The organism is Nocardia sp. NPDC050413 (assembly GCF_040655475.1).
Taxonomy (GTDB): Bacteria; Actinomycetota; Actinomycetes; order Mycobacteriales; family Mycobacteriaceae; genus Nocardia; species Nocardia coubleae.
The window spans coordinates 196,646-219,374 of record NZ_JBFAJZ010000005.1; the positions used below are offsets into that span (position 1 = coordinate 196,646).

The 22,729-nt window shown below is 66.1% G+C and carries 25 protein-coding genes; 5 read left to right on the forward strand and 20 right to left on the reverse strand.

Going from position 1 to position 22,729, the window contains the following annotated elements; translation table 11 throughout:
- From AB0I19_RS15430 to AB0I19_RS15485, 12 genes are all read right to left on the reverse strand, one after another.
- Positions 1–489, reverse strand: coding sequence for a h domain protein (locus AB0I19_RS15430; protein ID WP_067492291.1), 489 nt, complete (start codon positions 487–489; stop codon positions 1–3).
- Complete coding sequence (locus AB0I19_RS15435) at positions 486–1,304, reverse strand: hypothetical protein (RefSeq protein ID WP_357148973.1); 819 nt, start codon at positions 1,302–1,304, stop codon at positions 486–488. Before AB0I19_RS15435 ends, AB0I19_RS15430 begins: the two co-directional genes overlap by 4 nt.
- Positions 1,301–2,704, reverse strand: coding sequence for an MlaD family protein (locus AB0I19_RS15440; protein WP_357148976.1), 1,404 nt, complete (start codon positions 2,702–2,704; stop codon positions 1,301–1,303). Before AB0I19_RS15440 ends, AB0I19_RS15435 begins: the two co-directional genes overlap by 4 nt.
- Positions 2,701–3,924, reverse strand: a complete 1,224-nt coding sequence (locus tag AB0I19_RS15445; RefSeq protein ID WP_357148979.1) for an MCE family protein — start codon at positions 3,922–3,924, stop codon at positions 2,701–2,703. Before AB0I19_RS15445 ends, AB0I19_RS15440 begins: the two co-directional genes overlap by 4 nt.
- On the reverse strand, positions 3,921–5,183 hold the full coding sequence (locus tag AB0I19_RS15450) for an MCE family protein (RefSeq protein ID WP_357148982.1): 1,263 nt from the start codon (positions 5,181–5,183) through the stop codon (positions 3,921–3,923). Before AB0I19_RS15450 ends, AB0I19_RS15445 begins: the two co-directional genes overlap by 4 nt.
- Positions 5,180–6,247: an MCE family protein gene (locus AB0I19_RS15455; protein WP_357148986.1), complete on the reverse strand. Its 1,068-nt coding sequence runs from the start codon at positions 6,245–6,247 to the stop codon at positions 5,180–5,182. Before AB0I19_RS15455 ends, AB0I19_RS15450 begins: the two co-directional genes overlap by 4 nt.
- On the reverse strand, positions 6,240–7,268 hold the full coding sequence (locus AB0I19_RS15460; protein ID WP_084457243.1) for an MCE family protein: 1,029 nt from the start codon (positions 7,266–7,268) through the stop codon (positions 6,240–6,242). Before AB0I19_RS15460 ends, AB0I19_RS15455 begins: the two co-directional genes overlap by 8 nt.
- The gene (locus AB0I19_RS15465) at positions 7,265–8,464 is read right to left on the reverse strand and encodes an MCE family protein (RefSeq protein WP_357148989.1); all 1,200 of its coding nucleotides are present in this window, start codon (positions 8,462–8,464) and stop codon (positions 7,265–7,267) included. Before AB0I19_RS15465 ends, AB0I19_RS15460 begins: the two co-directional genes overlap by 4 nt.
- A gap of 4 nt (positions 8,465–8,468) precedes the next feature.
- The gene (locus AB0I19_RS15470) at positions 8,469–9,320 is read right to left on the reverse strand and encodes an ABC transporter permease (protein WP_067492284.1); all 852 of its coding nucleotides are present in this window, start codon (positions 9,318–9,320) and stop codon (positions 8,469–8,471) included.
- Between the two features lie 4 nt (positions 9,321–9,324).
- Positions 9,325–10,089 carry an ABC transporter permease gene (locus AB0I19_RS15475; protein ID WP_067492283.1) on the reverse strand — a complete coding sequence of 255 codons (765 nt, stop codon included), beginning with the start codon at positions 10,087–10,089 and terminating at the stop codon, positions 9,325–9,327.
- Between the two features lie 310 nt (positions 10,090–10,399).
- Positions 10,400–11,302: a 3-oxoacyl-ACP reductase gene (locus AB0I19_RS15480; RefSeq protein ID WP_357148991.1), complete on the reverse strand. Its 903-nt coding sequence runs from the start codon at positions 11,300–11,302 to the stop codon at positions 10,400–10,402.
- A gap of 43 nt (positions 11,303–11,345) precedes the next feature.
- Positions 11,346–11,534 carry a ferredoxin gene (locus tag AB0I19_RS15485; RefSeq protein WP_067640707.1) on the reverse strand — a complete coding sequence of 63 codons (189 nt, stop codon included), beginning with the start codon at positions 11,532–11,534 and terminating at the stop codon, positions 11,346–11,348.
- Between the two features lie 157 nt (positions 11,535–11,691).
- On the opposite strand from AB0I19_RS15485, the gene AB0I19_RS15490 reads away from it, so the two are divergent.
- Complete coding sequence (locus AB0I19_RS15490; RefSeq protein ID WP_357148994.1) at positions 11,692–12,885, forward strand: acyl-CoA dehydrogenase family protein; 1,194 nt, start codon at positions 11,692–11,694, stop codon at positions 12,883–12,885.
- 23 nt (positions 12,886–12,908) lie between these two features.
- Positions 12,909–14,126 (forward strand): acyl-CoA dehydrogenase family protein, encoded by a 1,218-nt coding sequence (locus tag AB0I19_RS15495; protein WP_357148997.1) that lies wholly within the window; start codon positions 12,909–12,911, stop codon positions 14,124–14,126.
- 169 nt (positions 14,127–14,295) lie between these two features.
- On the opposite strand, the gene AB0I19_RS15500 is transcribed toward AB0I19_RS15495, so the two are convergent.
- On the reverse strand, positions 14,296–14,868 hold the full coding sequence (locus AB0I19_RS15500; RefSeq protein WP_357149000.1) for a TetR family transcriptional regulator: 573 nt from the start codon (positions 14,866–14,868) through the stop codon (positions 14,296–14,298).
- Between the two features lie 99 nt (positions 14,869–14,967).
- Here AB0I19_RS15500 and AB0I19_RS15505 point away from each other — a divergent pair, with 99 nt between their 5' ends.
- Positions 14,968–16,146, forward strand: a complete 1,179-nt coding sequence (locus AB0I19_RS15505; RefSeq protein ID WP_357149003.1) for an FAD-dependent monooxygenase — start codon at positions 14,968–14,970, stop codon at positions 16,144–16,146.
- 145 nt (positions 16,147–16,291) lie between these two features.
- Here AB0I19_RS15505 and AB0I19_RS15510 read toward each other — a convergent pair whose 3' ends face one another.
- Complete coding sequence (locus tag AB0I19_RS15510; RefSeq protein WP_357149006.1) at positions 16,292–17,935, reverse strand: acyl-CoA synthetase; 1,644 nt, start codon at positions 17,933–17,935, stop codon at positions 16,292–16,294.
- Between the two features lie 60 nt (positions 17,936–17,995).
- Here AB0I19_RS15510 and AB0I19_RS15515 point away from each other — a divergent pair, with 60 nt between their 5' ends.
- Entirely contained in the window at positions 17,996–18,778 is a 783-nt protein-coding gene (locus tag AB0I19_RS15515) for a crotonase/enoyl-CoA hydratase family protein (RefSeq protein ID WP_067492274.1), read from the forward strand.
- A 55-nt stretch (positions 18,779–18,833) separates the two neighbouring features.
- Here the strand turns inward: AB0I19_RS15515 and AB0I19_RS15520 are convergent, their stop codons facing one another.
- The 6 genes from AB0I19_RS15520 to AB0I19_RS15545 all read right to left on the reverse strand — a co-directional run bounded on the left by AB0I19_RS15520 (position 18,834) and on the right by AB0I19_RS15545 (position 21,577).
- A complete protein-coding gene (locus AB0I19_RS15520) occupies positions 18,834–19,130 on the reverse strand; it encodes a hypothetical protein (protein WP_357149009.1) in 297 nt (98 codons plus the stop codon).
- A gap of 6 nt (positions 19,131–19,136) precedes the next feature.
- Positions 19,137–19,538: a hypothetical protein gene (locus tag AB0I19_RS15525; RefSeq protein ID WP_357149012.1), complete on the reverse strand. Its 402-nt coding sequence runs from the start codon at positions 19,536–19,538 to the stop codon at positions 19,137–19,139.
- Between the two features lie 61 nt (positions 19,539–19,599).
- Positions 19,600–20,409 carry a hypothetical protein gene (locus tag AB0I19_RS15530; RefSeq protein WP_357149015.1) on the reverse strand — a complete coding sequence of 270 codons (810 nt, stop codon included), beginning with the start codon at positions 20,407–20,409 and terminating at the stop codon, positions 19,600–19,602.
- Complete coding sequence (locus AB0I19_RS15535; protein ID WP_357149017.1) at positions 20,409–20,708, reverse strand: WXG100 family type VII secretion target; 300 nt, start codon at positions 20,706–20,708, stop codon at positions 20,409–20,411. The genes AB0I19_RS15530 and AB0I19_RS15535 overlap by 1 nt, the downstream gene beginning before the upstream one ends.
- A gap of 3 nt (positions 20,709–20,711) precedes the next feature.
- A complete protein-coding gene (locus tag AB0I19_RS15540; protein WP_357149020.1) occupies positions 20,712–21,038 on the reverse strand; it encodes a WXG100 family type VII secretion target in 327 nt (108 codons plus the stop codon).
- 122 nt (positions 21,039–21,160) lie between these two features.
- Positions 21,161–21,577 carry a VOC family protein gene (locus tag AB0I19_RS15545; protein ID WP_067492273.1) on the reverse strand — a complete coding sequence of 139 codons (417 nt, stop codon included), beginning with the start codon at positions 21,575–21,577 and terminating at the stop codon, positions 21,161–21,163.
- A 150-nt stretch (positions 21,578–21,727) separates the two neighbouring features.
- Here AB0I19_RS15545 and AB0I19_RS15550 point away from each other — a divergent pair, with 150 nt between their 5' ends.
- The gene (locus tag AB0I19_RS15550; RefSeq protein WP_067640693.1) at positions 21,728–22,726 is read left to right on the forward strand and encodes a sigma-70 family RNA polymerase sigma factor; all 999 of its coding nucleotides are present in this window, start codon (positions 21,728–21,730) and stop codon (positions 22,724–22,726) included.
- Positions 22,727–22,729: the final 3 nt, after the last annotated feature.

Here is a 22,729-nt window from a genome sequence, read left to right on the forward strand (position 1 = left end):
TCAGACCGGCGTGACCTGGGAAACCAGCCAGCGATCGCCGGTCTTGTCCAGCGACACCCGGACGCGGCTGCCCGAGGCGGTGCCCTGTGGCGCGTCCTTGCTCGTGGTCACCTGATTCAGGTACAGCAGCACCACCGCGTGCTCGGGTTCGGCGGAGATCACGCCTTCGGCCTGCGTTGTCGCCTTGACCGTGAGCTGCTTCTCCTTGGCGCCGGGCGCGATGGCTTCCTCGATGAGCCGCAGGTAGTCGTTGCGGAACGACTCGCTCAGGCCGTCGGCCGCCTTGGGCAGCTCGGTGTCGACGGTGACGTGCTCATAGCTGAACATGGCGCTCACCGTGCGGCTCGCGGTGCTCATCGCCTCGCCGCGGGCCTGCTCGGTGCGGTCGTGCTCCCACAGCTGGTAGCCGCTGACGCCGAGCACGGCGGCGGCGATCAGGCCGAAGACGGCGAGGACGCCGAAAATGATCTGTGCGCTTCTGCGGCTCATCCGACGAACTCCACTTTCGACACGGTCATGCCCGTCTCACCGTTGGTCACGGTGATGCGGAATCGGTACTGACGCGATTGGGGTTCGGGTGAACCGTTGTTGGTCACCGTCTGCTTGGCGGCGACGAGCACCTGCGCGGACTCGAGGTCGGCCGAGACGATGGCCGACTCGACAACACTGCCGTTGGACACCACGTTGGCCTGCTTGACGACATCCATGAACGGGTCCACACGACCGTCGAACTCGGACTTGAAGTCGCCCGATGCCACGGCAAGGATGCGGTCGATGTCTTCCTTGGCGGATTCGGCGCGGATGGTCGTCAGGTTCAGCACGGCCTGACGTGCGGTCTCGGTGTACTCCGCGCGCAGGTCCTCTTCGGCGTCGGTCATGAACGCGGCGACAGCGGAGACCCCCGCGCCGACCATGAGCGCGAGCACGAGGACGGCCGCCGCCGCGACGGCGAGGACACGACGCACGCGCGACTTCTTCTCCCCGTCGGGGACCTGCACCGCCGCGTCCTCGGACTGCGCGATGCCGCCGGTGAACTTCACGGTCGGAGCGGACGAATCGACGGCGTCCTTGTCGATCTTCTCGGTCGGGGCGGCGGGCTCGACGGCATCCTTGCCGAACTTCACCGTGGGAGCGGCGGCGCCCTTCGCGAACTTCACCGTGTCCGCCGACTCGGCGGCCTCAGCGGCTGGTGATACGGATTCGCTCTTACTCACGGCCACCGTCACGGCCGCCTTCTCCTCGGCCGGTGGCCCGGCCGAGCGTGCTGCCCGGCGACGCGGGCGGCGGTTGTCGTTGTCGTTCATCGTTGCTGCTCCTCCAACATCGCCTGCCAGCTGGCCGGAACGGTGCCCGAACCATCGGTGGCGATGTCACCTTGGCGGTAGGTGCGTCCGTCTGTTCCCAGGTACGTACCCGTCGACGGATCATAGGGGCGCGCTGCGGCGGGCGTCACAGCGCCCGTCGATGCGCCTGCCGGTGCGGACGCCGGAGCGACCGGCTCGACCTCGCCGAACGGCGGGTTGTTGCCCTCGGGCACGAACCCGGTCCGGCACAGTTCGGGGGTGGGTGCGCGGCGGCCGGGGAACTCCATGCACGGGGTGTTGCGGATGCCGCGGACCGCGATGTTCGAGTCCTGCGGGACCTTGCAGTACAGCCCGGGCGGCGTGTCCATCGGCGTCAGCTCGCTGGGCTGGCGCCACTGCTCCGCGGGCAGGAAGCCGGTGGTGCAGGCGGGCGGGTCGTTGAGCACGGTCATGAAGTCGACCATCACGCCGTACTTGGCCGGGCCGCGGATGGCGGTGCGCAGCGCCGCGATCAGCGGGGGGAAGACGACCATGAGTTGTTCCACGCTGGCGTGATACGTCACGCCGACCTGCCCGAGGCTCACCAGGTTTCGCGCCAGCAGCGGCAGGGTGGGACGCAGATCCTGGAACTGCTTGTTCACCACCTCCATCGCGGAAGGGCCGTTGTTCAACAGGTTTCGCAGCGTCGGGTCGCTTTCGCGGAGCTGGTCGGTGATGGTGGCGAGATCGTTTGTCCAGGAACGGATATCGGCCTCGGACTCGATCTGGGTGTCGAGCAGCGGGCCGATCTGGTCGAGCAGTTTCTTGGTCGGTTCGATGTCGGTCTCGGCCTGCTGGATCAGCAGCGCCGCGGAGTCGATGAACCGTTGCAGGTCGGGTCCGGCGCCGTTGAACGCCAGGAACGCCTCGTCGATCACCTGGCGCAGGCGGGTGTCGGCGACGGTGGCGAGCAATTTGTCGGCCTGGTCGAGCATCGCGCCGACGTCCTGCGGCAAGTGGGTGCGCTGCACCGGGATCACCGAACCGTCGCGCAGGTGCCCGTCGGCGGGCTGTTCGCTCGGCACGAGGTCGACGTACTGCTCACCGATCGCCGACACACTGCGCACCCAGGCGCTCGAATCGGCGGGGACCTTGTAGTCGCTGTCGATCGACAGGTCCGCCTCCACGCCCGCGGGCGTGAGCCGCACCGCCTCCACCTTGCCGATGTTCTGGCCCCGATAGGACACATTGGCCGTCGGGTAGAGCCCGCCGGTGGCGGCGAGCTGCACGGTCACCGCGTACCGGCCGATGCCGAACATCGCGGGAACATGCAGGTAGCTGCCGCTCATCACGACCAGACCGATCACGGTGAGCACCGCGAAGATCGCGAGCTGGGCTCGCACGAACCGGGTGAGTTTCATCGACCCGCCCCTTCCTGGCCGGGCAGCGGCGCGGTGATACCGGGGATGGCGGGCAGACCGGGAATGGCCGGTAGCCCGGGAATGGCGGGCGCGGGGGCGGGGGCCGGTGCGGGCGCCATCGGCGCGGTGGCGGGGTCACCGGCATCCGTGGCGGTCGACGGCGCGAACGAGCCGACCACACCCTCGACACCGCCGAAGCGACCGCCGAGCGGCGTACCGGTGAGCCAGTTGCTGTCGAGGCGGCTGGCGGTCAGGTCGAAGGTGATGAACAGATTCAGGTAGTCGCCCATGATCGCGTTGTCGATATTCCTGATCGGGAACGGGAAGGTCGGCAGGATGCCGAGCGCCTGGATCAGGTTGGTTCCGGTGTCGGCCAGCGTCTGCAGCACGGGGCCGAGACTGCGCAGGTTGGCCACCAGGTCGTCGCCGCTGGTCTTGATCAGTCGTTCGCTGACGTCACCGAGCTCACCGAGCGCCGTGATCGCCCTGGTGATGTTGGCCGATCGGTCGGCCAGGGCGGTGAGCGCGGGATGGATCTGCTCGATGGCCTCCGCGATCACCTCACGCTGACCGGCCAGTTTCACCGCCAGCCGATCCAGACCCTCCATCGCGGCGATGATGCTGCCGGTCTGGCGCTGCAACCCGGTCGTCAGCTCGTTGAGCTGCGGGAGCAGATCGGCGATCTCGTCCTCGCGACCGTTCACCATCGCGTTCAGCTCGGTGGTGATCGTCTCGAGCTGGGCGATCCCGCCGCCGTTGAGCACCACCGACAGCGACGACAGCACCTGTTCGGTAGTCGGGTAGGCACCGGCCCGTTCGAGCGGGATGACATCGCCGCCCCGCAACTGTCCGGCCGGCGGTTCGCTTGTCGGGGCGGCCAATTCGACGTGATTGCTGCCGAGCAGACTGGTCTGCCCGATCTTGGCGACCGCGTTGGCAGGCAGGCGCACATCGGGATTGAGCGAGACCGTCACCAGCGCGTGCCAGCCTTCGACCTCGATCCCGGTGACGTTGCCGACCTCGATGTCGTTCACCCGCACCGGTGAATTCCGGGTCAGTGTCGTGACATTGGGCATCTGGATCCGCACCGTATAGGAGCCGTCTATCCGCCCTTCGGAGCCCGGCATGGGCAACGAGTTGAGCCCGTCGAACTGACAGCCGGTGGTGCCGAGCGCCACGGCGACGCCGACGGCCAGCCCGGCGAGTATGCGCCGCCTCATCGCGGTCCTCCTGGAATGGCAAGCCCCGCAAGGCCTTCGGGCACGGTGATCGGCGCCGCGCCGGGCGGCTGGTCCTGCTGGACCGCACCTTCAAGGCTCGGGTCGCTGTACACCAACTGCTCAGGGAAGGCGGTGACGCCGCTGGCCGGGTTGGTCATGATCGGCACATAGTTCATGGCGAGCGAACTGATCACGGGCGCAAGGAATTCCGCGCACAGGTCCGCGGATTTGTCGGAGTTGTTGTGTTCGATGGCCCGGATCGACCCGCACAGGAAGCTGAGCGGATTGGCCGTGTTGTTCAGTGCGACAGCGCCGGTGAGCGAGCCCTGAGCCGGTTTGTAGAGCTGGTAGAAGTTCACCATCGCCGTGGGGCCGGAGTGCAGCACCCGTTCGATCTCGGGCCGATTGTCCACCAGGGTCTGGGTGACGTCGGCGAGTCGCTCGACGCCCTCGGTCAGCTCACCACCGGTCCCCTCGAGGAACCGCTTCACATCGGCCAGTGCCACATCGAGACTGTCCAGACCGGCGCCGAGTTCTTCCGAAGCACCGGCCAGCACCGACGACACCGACGCGAGCCTGCCGCTGAACTGCACGATCTGCTCGTTGCTCGCCGAGAGCACCTCGACGAACTTCTGCAGGTTGCGGATGGTGGCGAACAGGTCGGTCCGCCCGTCGGACAGGGTGGTCAGGGTCGCGGACAGTTCACGCAGGGTGTCGCGGAACTTCTGGCCGTTGCCGTCGAGGTTCTGGGCCGCGGTGTCGACGAAGCGGCCGAAGGAGCCCTGCTTGTCGTCACCGACCGGGCCGAGCGCCGCCGACAGTTTGGTCAGCTCGGCCTTGATCTCGTCCCACTCCACCGGCACCGCGGTGCGCTCGAGCGGAATCTGCGCTCCGTCGACCAGTTTCGGGCCGCCGCTGTAGGCAGGCGCGAGCTGCACGAACCGGGCCGAGACCAACGACGGCGCGATGATGACGGCGCGCGCGTCGGCGGGCAGATCGATATCGCTGTCGATGCTCATCGTCACCTGAACCTGGCCGCGGCCCGGTTCGATGGAGTCGATGCTGCCGACGGTGACGCCGAGTACCCGCACCTCGTCGCCCGCGTACAGACCGGTGGTCGAGGTGAAGGAGGCGGTCACCGTGTTCTTTCCGACTCCGGTCACGAGGTAGACACCGACCGCGACCAGCGCCGCGATCACCACCACCGCCACCGCGATCGTCCAGCGCGGCAACCCGCGCACCTGCTGGGTGACACTCATCGCGGCGGATCCTCCTCGGCAGGAGCGATATACGGCGTCCTGGGGTGGGTGAAGATGTCGATCACGTCCTGGGGCAGTTGTTCGGGCCAGACCAGCGCGTCGACGAGTGGACGGAGCTCGACACTTGACGCGTTCACCACGTAGGCGTTGAACCAGGGCCCGTTGCCGACCTGCTCGCCGAGCGCGGCGGCGTAGGGGCCGAGACCGTCGAGGGCATCGTTGAGGTTCTGCTTGTTGCGCTGGAGCAGGGCGAGGACCGAATTCAGGCGGTCCAGCGTCGGCCGCATCTGCGGCTCGTTGTCGGCGACCAGGCCCGAAAGTTGTTTGGCCACATCGTCGATGTACACCACGAGCTGGTTGATCGCGGCCCGGCGCCGGTCGAGCTCGCCGAGCAGCGCGTTGCCGTCGATGAGCAGCGTGTTGAGCTGGGTGCTGCGGTCGGCCAGGATCTTGGTGACGTTCTGTGCCCTGGCCAGCAGGTCGGTCAGCGCCTGGTCGCGGGTGTTGATGCTGCGGGAGAGCGCGGTGACACCGTCGAGCGCGTTGCGCAGCGGTCCGGGCGTATCGGCGAACGCCGCAGACAGCGTGTCGAGGGTCTGGTCGACCTGTTCCAGGTCGAGGTCGCGCACCGTCCCGCCGAGATCGCTCAGTGCTTCGTTGAGCGAGTAGGGCGAAGTGGTCCGCTCGACCGGAATGGTGTCCCGCGCGCCGATGGCGCCGGGGCCGTCCGGCACCACATCCAGCGATTTGCGGCCGAGCACGGTGTTGGTCTTGATCGCGGCGGTCGTCTTCTCCCCCAGCACGATCGACTCGTCGAGGTCGAACTTCACCAGGACCTTGTCGCCGTCGAGGCTCACCTGCCGTACCTCGCCGGAGCGCACACCGGCCACATGCACCGGGTCGCCGGGGACGAGACCGCCCGCGTCGAGGAAGTTCGCGGTGAAGGTCGCACCCGAGCGGATGAACGGCAGGTCGGTGAATTGCAGCGTCGCGAGCGAGATCGTCAGCGCCAGCACCACGCCGACGATGCCGATCGTCGCCGCGGGCGACTTGTCCTCATTCATTGGGCTTACACCTTCCGGTGACCTGCAGCGCCGGCATGTGAACTTCCATCGGCTTGCCATCGGGGCCACTGATCAAAAAGTTGGTACCGCAGATGTAGAGCTGGAGGAAGGAGCCGTAGGAGCCGATCCGGATGAGCTTCTTGTAGGTATCCGGCAGTCTGTCGAGCACCCATTGGATGTGATCGGACCCCTCGTCCAGGTTGGTGGCGAGCCGACCGGTCTGTTCGATGGTGGAGCGCAGATCGGGACGGGCCTGCACCAGCAGGTCGTTGACCTCCTTGGTCGCGCCCGCGATCCTCGGCAACGCGTTGCCGATCGGATCACGCTCCGCGGACAGGTCGCTGACCAGGCGCTGCAGTTCATCGATGGTGGTGGCGAATTGGTCGCCGCGATCGCTGACCGTGGCGAGCACGGTGTTCAGGTTGTCGATCACGCTGCCGATCAGCGCGTCGCGATCGGCCAGGGTCTTGGCGAAGCCGCCACCGCTGTTGAGCAGCGACACAAGGGTTCCGCCCTGCCCCTGGAAGATCTGCAGCAGCGCCTCGGTGAGGTCGTTGACCTGCGCCGGGTCGAGTCCGCGCAGCAGCGGCTTGAATCCGCCGAGCAGCAGGTCGAGGTCGAGGGCGGGCTGGGTCTGCTCGAGGCCGATGGTGTCGCCGTCGGAAAGCCGGCGAGCCGAGCCCGGTCCCTCCAGCAGCTCCAGATACCGGTCGCCGACCAGGTTCTCGTATTTGATCGCCGCTCGGGTGCTGGCCAGGACCGCGTACTTGGTGTCGACATCGAACTCGACGTGCGCGAGGTTGTCGTCGCCGACCTTTACCGAGGTCACCGAGCCCACCGGCACACCGGCGATGCGCACCTTGGCGCCGGGCACCATGCCCGAGGAGCTGGTGAACACCGCGCGATAGCCGTTCTCGCTGGAGAACCGCGCCTGACTCAAAACGATTGCCAGACCGGCGAATACCAGCGTCATCACCACGGTGAAGATCGCCAGTTTGATCGTCGTCCCTGTGTTCTTCACCGTGTCACTCCCGGCATTCCGTCCAGCAGCAGCTGGAACACCCGAGGCATGCCGTGGAATTCGTGGCGCGTGGTCGGTGCGTACGGCGCGCCTTCGCTGGTGTCGGTCACCAGGTAGTCCGAATGGCTCTCCGGTACGCGGTCCAGCACGCCTTCACAGCGCGGGCCTCCGGTCGCGTTCACCTTGGGCAGGTCGTCCGGGTAGCTGTAGGGCTTGGCACCGAGCATGAAGCTCGCGTTCATGCCGACGCCGGGCAGCAAGCCACCCATCATGTCCTCGGCGATCGGGATCAGTGTGCCGAGTCCGTTGACCACGCAGCTCACCGATTCGCGGTAGTCGTACAGCAGCGCGGTGGAAGGGCGCAGCAGGTCGAGTGCGGTCACCAGATCGTTCTCGTTCTCCCGCAGGACAGTTCCGGCCGTATCGGACAGGCCGATCACATTCACCAGCACGTTGTCGAGCTGACCCTGCATTTCGGTGATGGTCTGCGCGGTGCCCGTCGCGTTGTCGACCGTGCGCAACAGCGGATCGGCGACATCGGCGTAGATCCCGGTCACCTGCGCGGTCTTGTCCAGGTCCGTCTGCAGCGTGGGCAGGTACGGATTCAGTTCGCGCAGATAGCGATCCGATCGGACGAGCAGATCGCCGAACTTGTCGCCGCGCCCTTCGAGGGCGGTACCGAGCGCGGTCAGGGTCGCGTTCAGCTTTTCGGGTTCCACCTGGGCGAGCACGTCGGACAGGTGCTGGAACAGGGTGTTGAACTCGACGGTCACCGAGCTCGCCGAGACGGTGCTGCCCGGCGCCAGCGACTTCGCGGAAGGCTGTTCGGGCACAATGAAATTGACGTATTTGGCGCCGAACACCGTTGTCGAGCGGATGTCGACCCCGGCGTTGTCGGGCACGAGCTTCAGCTGATCGGGGTCCAGTTCCAGCCGCAGCGTCGCACCGTCGGCGGCCAGGTCGATGTCGGCGACCCGGCCGATCTCGACGCCGCGCACCTTCACCTTGGCGTCGGGGTCGAGGACCAGGCCCGAGCGTGGTGCGTTCACCAGCACCACGGCGGTGTTGGTGAACGCGCCCTGGAACAGCGCGATCGCGAAGGCCGCGCCCGCGACGAGTACGCCGACGAGGGCAAGGGCTGCGAGCTTGCGCCCGAGCCCGCCCTGCAGTGCGGCAACGATCCGTGAGGTGTCCATACCGCTATCCCGAGAGGTGGAAGTTGCCGGAGGTGCCGTAGATGGCCAGCGAGATCAGCAGCGTCACCGTGACCACCGCGACCAGCGAGGCCCGCACCGCGTTGCCGACCGCCACACCGACGCCGACCGGACCGCCCGCGGCGTGGAAGCCGTAGTAGGTGTGGATCAGCATCACGGCCAGGGCCATCACCATCGCCTGGGCGAACGACCACAGGATGTCGCTGGGGATGAGGAAGGTCGAGAAGTAGTGGTCGTAGACGCCCGCCGACTGCCCGTAGATCACCACGGTCGCGAAGCGGCTGGCGATGAACGAGGCGATCACGGCGAGGGCGTAGAGCGGCACGATCGCGATCATGCCCGCCAGCACCCGGGTGCCGACCAGGAACGGCACCGGCCGGATCGCCATCGATTCCAGCGCGTCGATCTCCTCGGCCACGCGCATGGCGCCGAGCTGGGCTGTCGCGCCCGCGCCGATGGTCGCGGCCAGGCCGATACCGGAGATCACCGGCGCCGCGATGCGCACATTGATGAAGGCGGCGAAGAAGCCGGTGAGCGCCTCGACGCCGATATTGCCGAGCGAGCTGTAACCCTGCACCGCGATGGTGCCGCCCGCCATCAGCGTCAGGAAGCCGACGATCACCACGGTGCCGCCGATCACGGCAAGAGCGCCACTGCCCATGCTGATCTCGGCGATGAGCCGGATGGTCTCGGTGCGGTAGTGCACCAGGGCACGCGGTACCGAGCCGAGTGCCTTGACGAAGAAGATCGCCTTGTCACCGAGGGAGTCCAGCGCTTTGGACGCCCGCTCGTAACGACGGACCGCGCGGGGAAATTTGGAACGAACTACAAAGGCCATGTGTTCACCGCACCGTGAATTTCAGGCCGATCGCGGTGACGACGACATTCACCACGAACAGCGCCATGAAGGCGAACACGACGGTCTGGTTCACGGCGTCGCCCACACTCTTGGGCCCGCCTTTCACCTGCAGCCCGAGATAGCAGGCGACCATTCCGGCGATGAGCCCGAACAGGCCCGCCTTGATTTCGGAGATGATCAGCTCGGGCAGATTGGTGAGCAGCGGAATGCCGTTGACGAAAGCACCGGGATTCACGCCTTGCAGAAACACCGAGAACGCGAAGCCACCGACGATGCCGACCGTGCACACCAGGCTGTTGAGCATCAGCGCCACGAACATCGAGGCGAGCACGCGTGGCACGACCAGCCGGCTCACCGGGTCGATGCCGAGCACCTTCATCGCGTCGATCTCCTCGCGAATGGTGCGGGCGCCGAGGTCGGCGCAGATCGCTGTCGCGCCCGCGCCGGCCACGATCAGCACCGTGACGATCGGGCCGACCTGCGTGACGGCGCCGAACGCGGCGGCCGCCCCGCTGAGGTCGGCGGCACCGATCTCGCGCAACAGGATGTTGAGGGTGAAGACGACGAGCACGGTGAACGGGATGGCCACCAGCAGCGTCGGCAGGATGGAGACGCGGGCGACGAACCACGACTGGTCGACGAACTCACGCCATTGGAACGGCCTGCGGAAGGCGGCTCGTGCCACTTCCGCGCCGAGTTCGAAGAATCCGCCGACTGCCCGCAACGGGACAGCAAGGAGGTCGTTCACCGGCAATCCTCCTCGTTAGACGGGCGGACCATGGCGTCCGCGTTTCCGTACTTCACCGCCACCCCGATCTGAAGACTGCCCAAAGACTAGAACACGTTCTCACGAATGTCTGCGATTTCCGGAGACTTGTACCAGGAGTTTTTCCCGGAAAATACCGTCCGAACTGAAACGACTCCTGACCGCTTCACCCAGACCTCCTGTGAGACACCACACATGCCGACGTCCATGTCTACCAATACCTGGACCGGCGTACAACAGATCTGCGGCGAGCCGGGACGGCGACTTTCCGCCCGGCCAACATCGGGCAACCTCAGCCGAGATCGCGAAGCGCTCGCGCCGAGAAAGTGTGATCGGCCGGGCGGCCGGCGAAGTACTGCTGCAGGGTCGAGGCGAGATCGTCCTCGGCCCACTGTTCGCCCGCGGCGTCGAAGCGCTGCTCGACCGTCGGCGGCGCCATCAGCGCGACCATCGGGCCGTAGACCACGAAGACCTGCCCGTTCACCTCGTCGGCCGCGGGTGAGGCCAGGTAGGCGACCAGTTTCGCGACGTGTTCGGGAGCCAGCGGGTCGACCTGACCCTCGGGCGCCTCGGAGAAAACAGCCTCGGTCATGGCCGTGCGCGCACGCGGGCAGATCGCGTTGGCGCGCACGCCGTAGCGCGACAATCCGCGCGCCGCCGAAAGGGTGAGCGCCGTGATGCCCGCCTTGGCCGCACCGTAGTTCGCCTGGCCTTCCGGACCGAGCAGACCGGCTTCGGAGGAGGTATTGATCAACCGTCCGTACACCGGTTCGCCCGCCGCTTTGGCGGCTGTTCGCCAATACGAGCAAGCATTGCGCGACAAAAGAAAATGGCCGCGCAGATGAACGGCGAGCACCGCGTCCCAGTCTTCGTCGGACATGTTGAACAGCATGCGATCGCGCGTAATACCCGCATTGTTGACAACGATATCGAGGCCCCCGAGCGATTCCCGCGCGGTGGCGACGAGCGCGTCGGCGGTGGCTCGTTCGGCGATACTTCCACCGACGAATTCCGCTTTTCCGCCGAGTTCGCGTATTGCGGCGATCGTTTCGGCGGCCGCGTCCTCGGTGAGGTCGTTGACGACCACCGCCGCGCCCGCCGAGGCCAGCGCGAGCGCCTCGGCCCGGCCGAGACCCGCGCCCGCACCGGTGACGATGGCGACCCGGCCCTCCAGTGAAGTCTGCATCACACTCATCGGGCCGACTTTAGAACGTGTTTCACCATCCGACAAGAGGCGATCACGCCAATCTCAGCGCGGCCTTCGGGCACTGCGCCACCGCCTCCTCCGCATCGGCGACGCGGTCGGCGGCGATATCGCCCTCGGCGACGGTCAGCTGATCGTCGTCATCGAGTTCGAACATGTCAGGGGCGATTCCGACACAGACGCCGTTCGCTTCGCAGCGGTCGAAATCGACGATGATCTTCATGGGATCTTCCTTCCAGACGGTCTCGGCGAGAGTAACCCGGATGGCATACCTCGCGCGGCGGAACCGGCACCGATTCACTGTCAATACTGGAACATGTTCCAGTTGCTGTGCAATGATCGGCTCACCGAAGCTGGAGTTCGACACCGAGGTGGGAAGCATGCGCGTCGCGTACACGCCGCAGCAGGAAGAATTGCGCGCCGAGCTGCGCGCGTATTTCGCCGGGCTCATGACACCGGAGCGCAAGAAGGCGCTGAGCCTGCAGACCGGAGAGTACGGCGAGGGCGACGTATACCGCGAGGTGGTGCGTCAGATGGGCCGCGACGGCTGGCTCACCCTGAGCTGGCCCAAGGAGTACGGCGGCCAGGACCGGACCACCATGGATCAGCTGATCTTCGTGGAAGAGGCCGCCATCGCGGGCGCGCCCGTCCCGTTCCTGACGCTCAACTCCGTGGCCCCGACCATCATGCAGTACGGCACCGAGGAGCAGAAGAAGTTCTTCCTGCCCCGCATCGCCGCCGGTGAGCTGCACTTCGCGATCGGCTATTCCGAGCCCGGTGCGGGTACCGACCTGGCCTCGCTGCGCACCGCCGCGGTGCGCGACGGCGACGACTTCGTCGTCAACGGCCAGAAGATGTGGACCAGCCTCATCGCCTACGCCGACTACATCTGGCTGGCCGTGCGCACCGACCCCACTGCCAAGAAGCACAAGGGGATCAGCATGTTCATCGTGCCGACCTCCGCCGAGGGCTTCTCCTGGACGCCGGTGCACACCATGGCCGGGCCCGATACCAGCGCCACCTATTACCAGGATGTTCGCGTTCCCGCGTCGTCGATGGTCGGCCCGGAGAACGGCGGCTGGTCGCTCATCACCAACCAGCTCAATCACGAGCGGGTCGCTCTCACCTCGGCCGGGCCGCTGTCGCTCGCGGTGGCGCAGACGACCGCGTGGGCCCGTGACACGCTGCTGCCCGACGGTTCCCGCGTGATCGACCAGGAATGGGCGCGGCTGAATCTGGCCCGCGTACATGCCAAGGTCGAATATCTGAAGCTGCTGAACTGGGAGATCGCCAGCCGCGCCGACCAGGGTGGCGAGGCCGCGCCGCGCCCGTGGGATGCCTCGGCGTGCAAGGTGTACGGCACCGAACTGGCCACCGAGGCCTACCGGCTGCTGATGGAAGTGGTCGGCGCCGACGCCTACCTGCGCCAGGACTCCCCCGGTGCGGTGCTGCTCGGCAGGCTGGAGCGGATGCACCGCGCCGCCCTGATCCTCACCTTCGGCGGCGGCACCAACGAGGTGCAGCGCGACATCATCGCCATGACCGCCCTGCGCCAGCCCGCCGCCGCCCGCTGATCCACGAAAGCCGGTAAACCGCCATGGATTTCACCCCTACCGAAGCCCAGACCGACCTCGCCCGCCTCACCGGCGAGGTCTGCGCCAAACTCGTCACCGCCGATCGGCTGCGTGAACTCGACACACCGGGCCGCTTCGACGAGCAACTCTGGAAGGCGCTCGCCGAAACCGGCGTGCTCGCGGCCGCACTGCCGGAAGCCCTGGGCGGCAGCGACTTCGGCGAGCTCGAGCAGACCGCCGTATTGCGGGAGCTCGGGCGATCCGTTGCCGCCGTGCCGTACCTGTGGTCGATCGTGCTCGGTGCGGGTGCGCTCGCGCGCTTCGGCGAGGATGACCAGCGCGCGCTGGCAGAGCGCGCAGGAGCGGGCGAGGTGGTGCTGACGGCGGCTCTGTCGGCGTCGCTGCACGATCCGATCGGTGCACCCGGGATCACCGCGACTCCCGCCTCTGCCGACAGCCCCGCCTCCGCGGCCGATCCGGCGAGCAGCAACCCGACCGCCGCCGGTATCTCGGCCACCGATTCAGCCGGTGACGATTCGCCCTCGCGCGGCCCGGGTACCGCGTGGACATTGACCGGTGTCGCGACGACCGTCCCGTACGCGGACCGGGCAGAGCGAATCCTGGTCCCGGCGTTGATCTCCGGCGATGACTCGGCTGCCGGCACCGTGGCGGTATTCCTGGTCGACCCGGCGAATGCCGTGGTGACGCCGCAGCAGGTCGTCGACCTGTCCCCCGAATTCCTCGTCGAGTTCGCGAATACCCCGGCCGAACTGCTCGGCACCGTGGAATCCGGCGCCGACATCCTCACCTGGCTGCGCGAGCGCGCCTGGCTCGGCCTCTCCGCCCTGCAGCTCGGCACCCTGGAACGCGCACTCGAGATCACCGCCGAGCACACCCGCACCCGCGAACAGTTCGGCAAGGCCATCGGCTCGTTCCAGTCGGTGGCCCAGCGCCTGGCCGACGCCTACATCGACATCGGCGGCCTCCGCCTCACCGTCACCCAGGCGGCCTGGCGCCTGTCCGAGGGCCTGCCCGCGACCGAAGCGGTACACATCGCCAAGTTCTGGGCAGCCGAGGCGGGCCACAAGGTCGCCCACACCGTCGTCCACGTCCACGGCGGCCTCGGCATCGACCGCGACCACATCACCCACAACTACTTCACCGCCGCCAAGCACCACGAATTCGCCCTCGGCGGCGCGACACCCCACCTCCTCGCCCTCGGTGCCCAGCTGGCGGGATAAGCGACAACCGCCGCGCGCCGCGTTGCGAGCCGGCGGTTCGACCTGCCGGCCGCCCGCTGCGACCACGACTTCGACGCGGTCGCAGCGGTTTTCGCATACTCGTGAGCTCGCGACGCTTCATCCGACGGGTTGCGCATACCGATGCCGACCAGGGCTGTCGTTCACCGACTCATAAGGTCAAGTAGCGCTGCAAGGTCGGCGCGATGTCGGTGACGATCTGGGTCGGGGCGAGAGCCACCACCGGCGGTAGGCGCAGGATGTAGCGGCACAGGGCCAGGCCGAGGAGTTGGGTGACGATCAATCCGGCCCGGCAGGGGGCGTCGGCGGGGTCGCCGAAGCGCAAGACCGCGGGGAGGACCTGGGCGGCGAAGATTTCGCGGACTCGCTCTGCTACCGCGTCGTCGGTGATCGAAGTGCGCAGCAGGATCAGCAGGACGGTGTTGTCGTTGTCCTCCCAGATGGTGAGGAAGCGGCGGATCAGTAGCTCCCCCAGTGTGTTCGGGTCGGCGGCGCCGAGGTCGGGGAGGTCGAGGTCGATCTGGGCCGCGGCGGCGAAGAGGCCGTCTTTGGAGCCGAAGTACCGCATCACCATCGATGGGTCGATCTCGGCGTCGGCGGCGATGGCGCGGATGGTGGCCTTGGCGTAGCCGTCGGCGGCGAAGCGGGCGCGGGCGGCAGCGAGGATGGTCGCGCGGGTGGCGTCGGAGCGGCGAACCGGCTGCTCTTGCTGGGCGGATGACATGCCAACGATTGTAGGCCAACAGCTGTTGACTTTCTAGCACGGCCGGGTCTACCGTTATGCCTACAAGCGTTGGCAAACACTCGTTGACCAGAAGTCGAAATGGCCGCCACCACCCTCCCCGCAACCACTTCCGTCGTCATCGTCGGCGCGGGCCCCGCCGGCCTCACCACCGCGATCGTGCTCGCCGAAGCGGGCGTCGAGCACGTGCTCATCGACCGTCTCGCCGAGGGCGCCAACACTTCTCGCGCCGCCGTGGTGCACGCGAGGACACTCGAGGTGCTCGACGAGCTCGGCATCGCCGACGAACTCGTCGGACTCGGCATCGAGGTGCCGACCTTCAAGGTGCACGACGGCCCGAAGACCCTGGCCACCATCGAATTCGGCGGCCTGCCGACCGCGTTCCCCTACACCCTGATGGTCCCCCAGGACGTCACCGAACGCGTCCTGCTCGCCCGCCTCCACAAGGCGGGCGGGCGGGTGCACCGCCCGATCACGGTGACCGCGGTCCGTAACGAAAAGGACTCCGCCACCGTCGAATACGTGAACGCCGACGGCACACCGGGCAGCATCGCGGCCGACTACGTGGTCGGCACCGACGGTATGCACAGCGTGGTCCGCGAGCAGGCGGGCATCGGCTTCACCGGCGACACCTACCCCGCGTCGTTCGTCCTCGCCGACGTCCGGATGACCTGGCCGTCCCCGCGTAGCGAGGTCTCCCTGCACCTTTCACCCGAAGGCGTCACCGTCGTCGCCCCGCTCCCCGACGCGGACGGCGAGCGCTACCGTGTGGTCGCCACCGTGGACGAGGCACCCGAACACCCCACGCGCGAGGACATCCAGGCCGTCCTCGACGCACGCGGCCCGGCGGGCGAAGTTCGCGTCGACGAGGTCCTGTGGAGCTCACGCTTCCGGGTGCACCACCGCGTCGCCGACCGGTACCGCGCCGGCCGCGTTCTCCTCGCGGGCGACGCCGCCCACGTCCACAGCCCCGCGGGCGGCCAGGGCATGAACACCGGCATCCAGGACGCCGCCCTGCTCGGCACCCTGCTCGCGAAAGTCGCGGCGGGCGACTCGGATTCGCTGCTCGAGACCTACGAAACGACCCGTAGGCCCATCGCGACCGAAGTCGTCGCCTTCACCGATCGCATGACGAAAATGGCCACCCTCGGCTCCACCCCCGCCCGCACCCTCCGCAACACCGCCATGTGCGTCCTCACCCGAATCCCCGTCGTCCGCACCCGGCTCGCCTACCAACTCGCCGAACTCCGCGCCCGCTGAGCCACCACGCTCTGGTGACGGCAAAGCCCGAGAGGCCACCGCCACCAGAGCGTGGGGATCACATGTCCAGCGGTGGCGAAGGCCCGGTAGACGCGAATCGGCCCGCTCAGCGAGATGCTGGGCGGGCCGATTCGATGGTGTCACCTCAGGAGGCGCCTGCGTCGGCGTGCTCATCGGCGGGACGGGCGCCGGTCTGTTCCTTGGCCCAGCGGTAATCGGGCTTACCGGCGGGTGAGCGCTTGATCTCGTCGACGAACCACAGACTGCGTGGCTGCTTGTAGGAGGCGATCTCCTGGGTGAGCAGCGGCCTCAGCTCGGTGAGGGTGGGGCGCTTGTCACCGCGACACTGGACAACGGCACACACCCGCTGACCCCACCGCTCGTCCTCCACACCCACGACGAGCGCGTCGAAGATCTCGGGGTGGGCCTTGAGCGCGCCCTCCACCTCTTCGGGGTAGATCTTCTCGCCACCGCTGTTGATACTCACCGAACCGCGGCCGAGCATGGTGACGGTGCCGTCCTCCTCGACGCGCGCGTAGTCGCCGGGGATGGCGTAGCGAATCCCGTTGTACTCCTTGAAGGTCGCGGCCGACTTCGCCTCGTCCTTGTAGTAGCCGAGCGGGATGTGGCCGCTGCGCGCGAGCATGCCGACGACGCCGGAACCGGGCTCCACCGGCTTGCCGTCCTCGTCGAGCACCTGGGTGGCCGCGTCGATCTTCACCCGCGGACCACCGGTGTGGGTGGCGCCCTTGGTTACCAGCGCCAGACCGCCGAAGCCCGTCTCCGAGGAACCGATGGAGTCGGAGATCATCCGGTTGGGCAGCACCTCGAGGAACTTGTCCTTGAGCGAGGGCGAGAACAGCGCGGCGGTGCTGGCGAGCACGTACAGCGTCGAGAGGTCGTAGGGCTCACCGGTTTCCGGGTTGCCCTCGGCGAGCGCGTCGAGCATCGGGCGCGCCATCGCGTCACCGGTCATGAAGAGCAGGTTCACGCCGTGCTTGTCGACGGCCTGCCAGACACCGTGCCCGCTGAACTCCGGGATCATCACAGCCTTGCCGCCACCGAACAGGCTGTGGAAGGTGGCCCACTGCGAGCCGCCGTGGATCATCGGCGGGATCGGGTAGCGCACCATCGGCGGATTGGCGGCGCCGACCTTGGCCAGCTCCCACTCGTCCTTGACGTATTCGCCGGTCACGAAGTTGATGCCCGCGCCGAGCACCCGCCAGACGTCCTCCTGGCGCCACATGACGCCCTTGGGCAGGCCGGTGGTTCCGCCGGTGTAGAGCATGTAGATGTCGTCGGGCGAGCGTTCGCCGAAGTCGCGCTCGCCGGACGAATCGGCGAGGGCCGCCTCGTATTCCACCGTTCCCGGTGCGGTCGGGGTGTCGGTGCCGTCGTCGACGACGACCACCGTCTTCAGGGCGGGCACCTTGTCGCGCACCGCGGCCACCCGGTCGGTGTAGCGGCGCTCGTGGATCAGGGCGACCATGTCCGAGTTGTCGAAGATGTGTAGTAACTCGTTCTCGACGTAGCGGAAGTTGACGTTGATCATCACCGCCCGCGCCTTGAAGACGGCGACCATCGCTTCGACGGCCTCCACGGTGTTCCGGCTGTAGATTCCGACTTTGTCGCCGGGACGCACACCCTGTTCCATCAGGTAGTGGGCAAGTTTGTTGGCCCGCTCCTCCAGTTCGGCGTAGGTCGACTCACGATGCTCGCCAACCAGCACGATCCGGTCGGACATCAGGTCGACGGCGTGTTCGACGAGATCGGCTATGTTGTAGCTCACAAAGACAAAAATAGAACGTGTTACTGTTTCTGACAAGGCTTAACGTCAGGAGACATCGAAATGGCCCACTGTCTGGTCGAGAAGCGAGACCACGTCCTCATCGTCACCATGAACCGTCCGGAGGCGCGTAACGCCCTGTCCGGCGAGATGATGGCGATCATGCGCGACGCCTGGGACCAGGTCGACAGCGATCCCGATATCCGCGTCGCGGTCCTGACCGGCGCGGGCGGCGCGTTCTGCGCGGGGATGGACCTGAAGGCGATGAGTTCGTCGCATCCGGGCGACACCGCCGCAGGCGGCGGCTGGGACCCGGCCTACCTCCCGGCCCTGCTGAAGGGACGGCGGCTGAGCAAGCCGCTCATCGCCGCGGTCGAAGGCCCGGCCATTGCCGGGGGCACCGAGATCCTGCAGGGCACCGACCTGCGCGTGGCCGGGGAAAGCGCCAAGTTCGGCGTCTCCGAGGCCCGCTGGGGGCTGTTCCCGCTCGGCGGTTCCGCCGTGCGCCTGGCCCGCCAGATCCCCTACACCGTGGCCGCCGACCTGCTGCTGACCGGTCGGCACATCACCGCCACCGAGGCCAAGGAGATCGGCCTGATCGGCCACGTGGTCCCCGACGGCACCGCCCTCGACAAGGCCCTCGCCCTGGCAGGCCAGATCGCCGACAACGGCCCACTCGCCGTCCAGGCGATGCTGCGCACCCTGCGCGAGACCGAGGCCATGCCGGAGAACGAGGCGTTCCCCATCGAGGCGAAGATCGGCATCGAGGTCTTCAAATCGGCCGACGCCAAGGAAGGCCCCCGAGCCTTCGCCGAGAAGCGCAAGCCGAACTTCACCGGCTCCTGACACGCCACAGGGCGCCGGGGCATGTGCCCGGCGCCCTTCGGGTCGGCCTGTCCGCTCAGTCTCCGATGAACATCAGGTAGCCGTTCTCGCGGATAGCGACCTCGGCCAGACGACGAAGTTGCTCGAGCGCCTGCCGTTGCGCTGGCGTTTCAACGTCGATCTCCTCGAGCTGCTCGAGGATTATCATCAGCTGCCACCTGTTGAACATCGTGTCGGCATACCGGTCGATCCCGCGAAGCAAACACGTTTTAGGCTGTGCAGCGCAGAGGAAATACAGCGTGTTTTCCGCATCATCGGTAAAGCGCTGCTCAACCTTGTGGTTCATATCCTGTATCGCGATTCCGAGACCCACTTCCAGTCACCCTTCTTTAACAGGATACATAGTACGGACTGTACCGAATCGGTCTTGAATTACCACATACTTCCTCGTCGGCACACCACCGCCCTCACTGATGGAGGCGTTACCAACAAAGCGGTCGAATACGACCACCTCACGCCGATACGTTCCATCACCCTGAGGAATTGGTGGTGAATTCTTAGCGGCGTCTACAAGCGCATACGGATCTTCGGCTGCATTGAAGGTACCTTTATCGCTTGTGTTTTCCGAACCTCCAGGGTAATGCTTTCTGCGGACATACTCTTCGGATACATTTGTCAACACAGGCGGAGGCACAGAATTGGCGCCACCCGAGTCATCCCCAGTATCCGAGGTCTCACCTTCCAGAACGATCGGCAGGGAGATTATCTCCTTGAGACGCACTGAATGAACAGCTAGATCAGGGAGACCGAGAAACGGCCTACTACTTACAACCTGGTGAAACTCACTGGACTCCACGGGCATATACCATTGCCTCGAGGTCATCACCAAAAATTGGTGCCGAGCACTCGACCAGTACATAAGTGTCTAGAACCAGTACTCTGTAACTGCCGTTCGACTCCAGATTTCCCTTGATAGTCGTACGCAGCGACTGGAGCTTTTCATGGTAGCTTTCGACAGCGGCATGGACGATCTTGGCGGCGTTTACTATGTCTCTTGCCGCCAGCTCCAACGTCTTCAGGCGATCCCTTACGTGGTTGACGCTTTCCTCCGTGGAGTACTCGAAGGTGCGCGACATCGCGACGATCTCGTCGGGAGCTGTTGTCACATCACCATGCAGTCCACTGTTCGACCATCCGTCATACCTGGCCAGCAGAAGTTTGCCTGTGTCTCCGTTCGGAATCGACTCGACCTTGGACATCCCTACTCCGTTGACCTGTATGCCATCACCGTTTGCACCCTTCGCTACATGCGTAGCGACGTAGGGATTGCCAATCGAGGGAGTCGGAGCCGGACGATCAGGATACGGGAGGGTCTGGTTGATTACGTCCCAATTATATGCCGTTGCCAGGAGGATATCGCCGTAGTGATTCAGCGCTTCGACCATTACTGTCATCGTCGCAATCCACGATGAGCTCGCGTCTTCGTACGCGGAAGTCCACGCGGTCGTGAAATGGTGGTCACCCGCCATCCCTACACACGAGGAAGTGAGAACTCGATGAAGATTTCCCTGCTGAACGAATATCTTGGAAGCTATTCTATGGCATGCAGAAGCGGCATTCCTGTAATCAACGGCCTCGATCTCCCACCCCATCAGACTCTTGACATTCTGATGTTCATGGCTTGCACTCTCAAGAAGCCGGCCCGGCGGCGGCCGATTTCTTCACCAGCATCCTGGACGCCCGCGACGAACTCCGTGGCAGCGCTCACCCATTGGGCTTGCGCGGCCTCGAATGCGTCTGCCGCCGCTCCGCTCCAACTGCCGGATCGCAGCGTCGCCATCTTGGCGTCGTAGACGTCCAACTGCTCACCAAGAAAGCCCGCGAGCCCAATCAGCTTTGTCGAAACCTGCTCTAGGTGATCAACATCAACGGTAAACCTGCTGCTACTCATTCTTCAGTCCAGATCAAGCGAACTGATATGGTCGGCGCCGGTGCCGTCTTGTTGCGTGAAAGTCGTAGCGACAACATTCAGAGAGTTTGCCAGGCCGGTCAGTGAACCGAGCAGTTCCGGGCTCCGGTCGTAGACCAGCGCCCATCTTTCGGCAAAGTTCTCCGCAGCGGTTCCGGTCCACGTCTTGCCCATCTCATCGATTTCCCGCACAGCGGTTTCGAGTGAGGATTCGAACAGCTGCACCAGGTCGGTCAGATACTGACCGACCTGACCGACTTCCGCTGGAACAACGAAGAGGCTCGCCGAAGGTTCTCCCTGTGAGTCAGTCACGTTGTACTCCCACCCCGTTTCTCGATCACGGATGAGAGTAGTTGAAGCTCGTCGGATCGGCGCGCCTCCGCCTCAGTGGCCTTCCAAGGCGCCGGGTGGTGTGTCCGGCGCCTCTTGTCGGCTCAGGCCCCGGGGTAGTTCATGAAGAACGGCTCCCACTGGTGGCCGTCCGGGTCGATGAAGGTGCGGCCGTGCATGCCTACCTGTGCCTCTTCGGCGCGCTTGTCGTCGTTGACTTCCTCGCGAGCACCCGCGGCGACGGCGGCGTCGGTCAGGGCGTCGACCTCCTCGGCGCTACCGAGCGACAGCGCGTAGGCCGCGGCGACCTGGCTGCCGGTATCGGCGATGGGACGCTTGCTGAACGTCGTGAAGAAGTCCTTGGTCAGCAGCATGAGGCAGATGTTGTCGTCGACGACGATGCAGGCCGCGTTCTGGTCGGTGAAGTCCTCGTTGACCTTCCACCCGAGCGCCTCGTAGAACCCCTTGGAGCGGTCGAGGTCGGCGACGGGGAGGTTGATGAAGATCATCTTGCTGCTCATGGTTTTCAGCCTTTCGGAGCGTCGTTGCGGTCTCGTTCATGTAGACGCTGTGACGCGTGGGGATTCATCGCCGAACCGGAAAATTCGCGAAATCTCGATAGTCCGATTCGTCCTCTGTCGGCTGTCGGACCCCTGTGGCATCGTGAAACCATGACGGACGCCACAACCGCAACCACCGGACCGGACCCCGAGGTCCTCGCCGAATTCGAAACCCACCGGCGCGAGTTGTGCGCGTACGCCTACCGCATGCTCGGCTCCTCCTTCGAGGCCGAGGACGCGGTGCAGGAGACGTTCACGCGCGCCTGGCGCTCCTACGATTCCTTCGAGGGCCGGGCGAGCCTTCGCTCGTGGCTCTACAAGATCGCCACCAACATCTGTCTCGACATGCTCGATCGCCCGCAGAGCCGAGCCAGACCGATGGACCTGAACGGGCCGGGCCGCCCGGATTCGCCGCTGCCGATGCCGCAGCCGGATTATGTGTGGATCGAGCCGATCCCTAACGCGCTCGCCTTCGGCGCCGACCCGGCCGAGCACGCCTCGACCAAGGACACCTTGCGCCTGGCGTTCGTGGCCGCGTGTCAGCATCTGCCCGCCACCCAGCGCGCGATCCTGATCATGCGTGAGGTGCTGCGCTTCTCGGCGAGCGAGACCGCCGAGGCGCTGATGATGTCGCCCGCGTCGGTGAACAGCGCGCTGCAACGCGCCCGCTCGACGATGTCGAAGGTACAGCCGACCGTCACCGACGGCTTCGACGACACCGACCCCGATCAGCGCAAGCTCGTCGACGATTTCGTGAAGGCCTTCGAGGCCTACGACATGGACGCGCTCACCACCTTGCTGAAAGCCGATGTGGCGCTGTCGATGCCGCCCTTCGACCTCTGGATCTCCGGCCCGGAGAACGTGGCGGCGTTCATGCTCGGCACCGGAAGTGCCTGCCGCGATTCGCGGATGGTTCCGCTGGAGGGCGCCAACGGCCTGCCCGCGTTCGGCCATTACAAGCCGAGCGAGGAGCCCGGCGTCTGGGTGCCGTGGTCGATCACGGTGCTCGAACTCGAGGGCGACACCATCGCCGGCCTCAACTTCTTCCTCGACACCCAGCGCCTGTTCCCGCTGTTCGGCCTGCCGCCCGAGTGGCGCGAAGCCGCCTGAGCG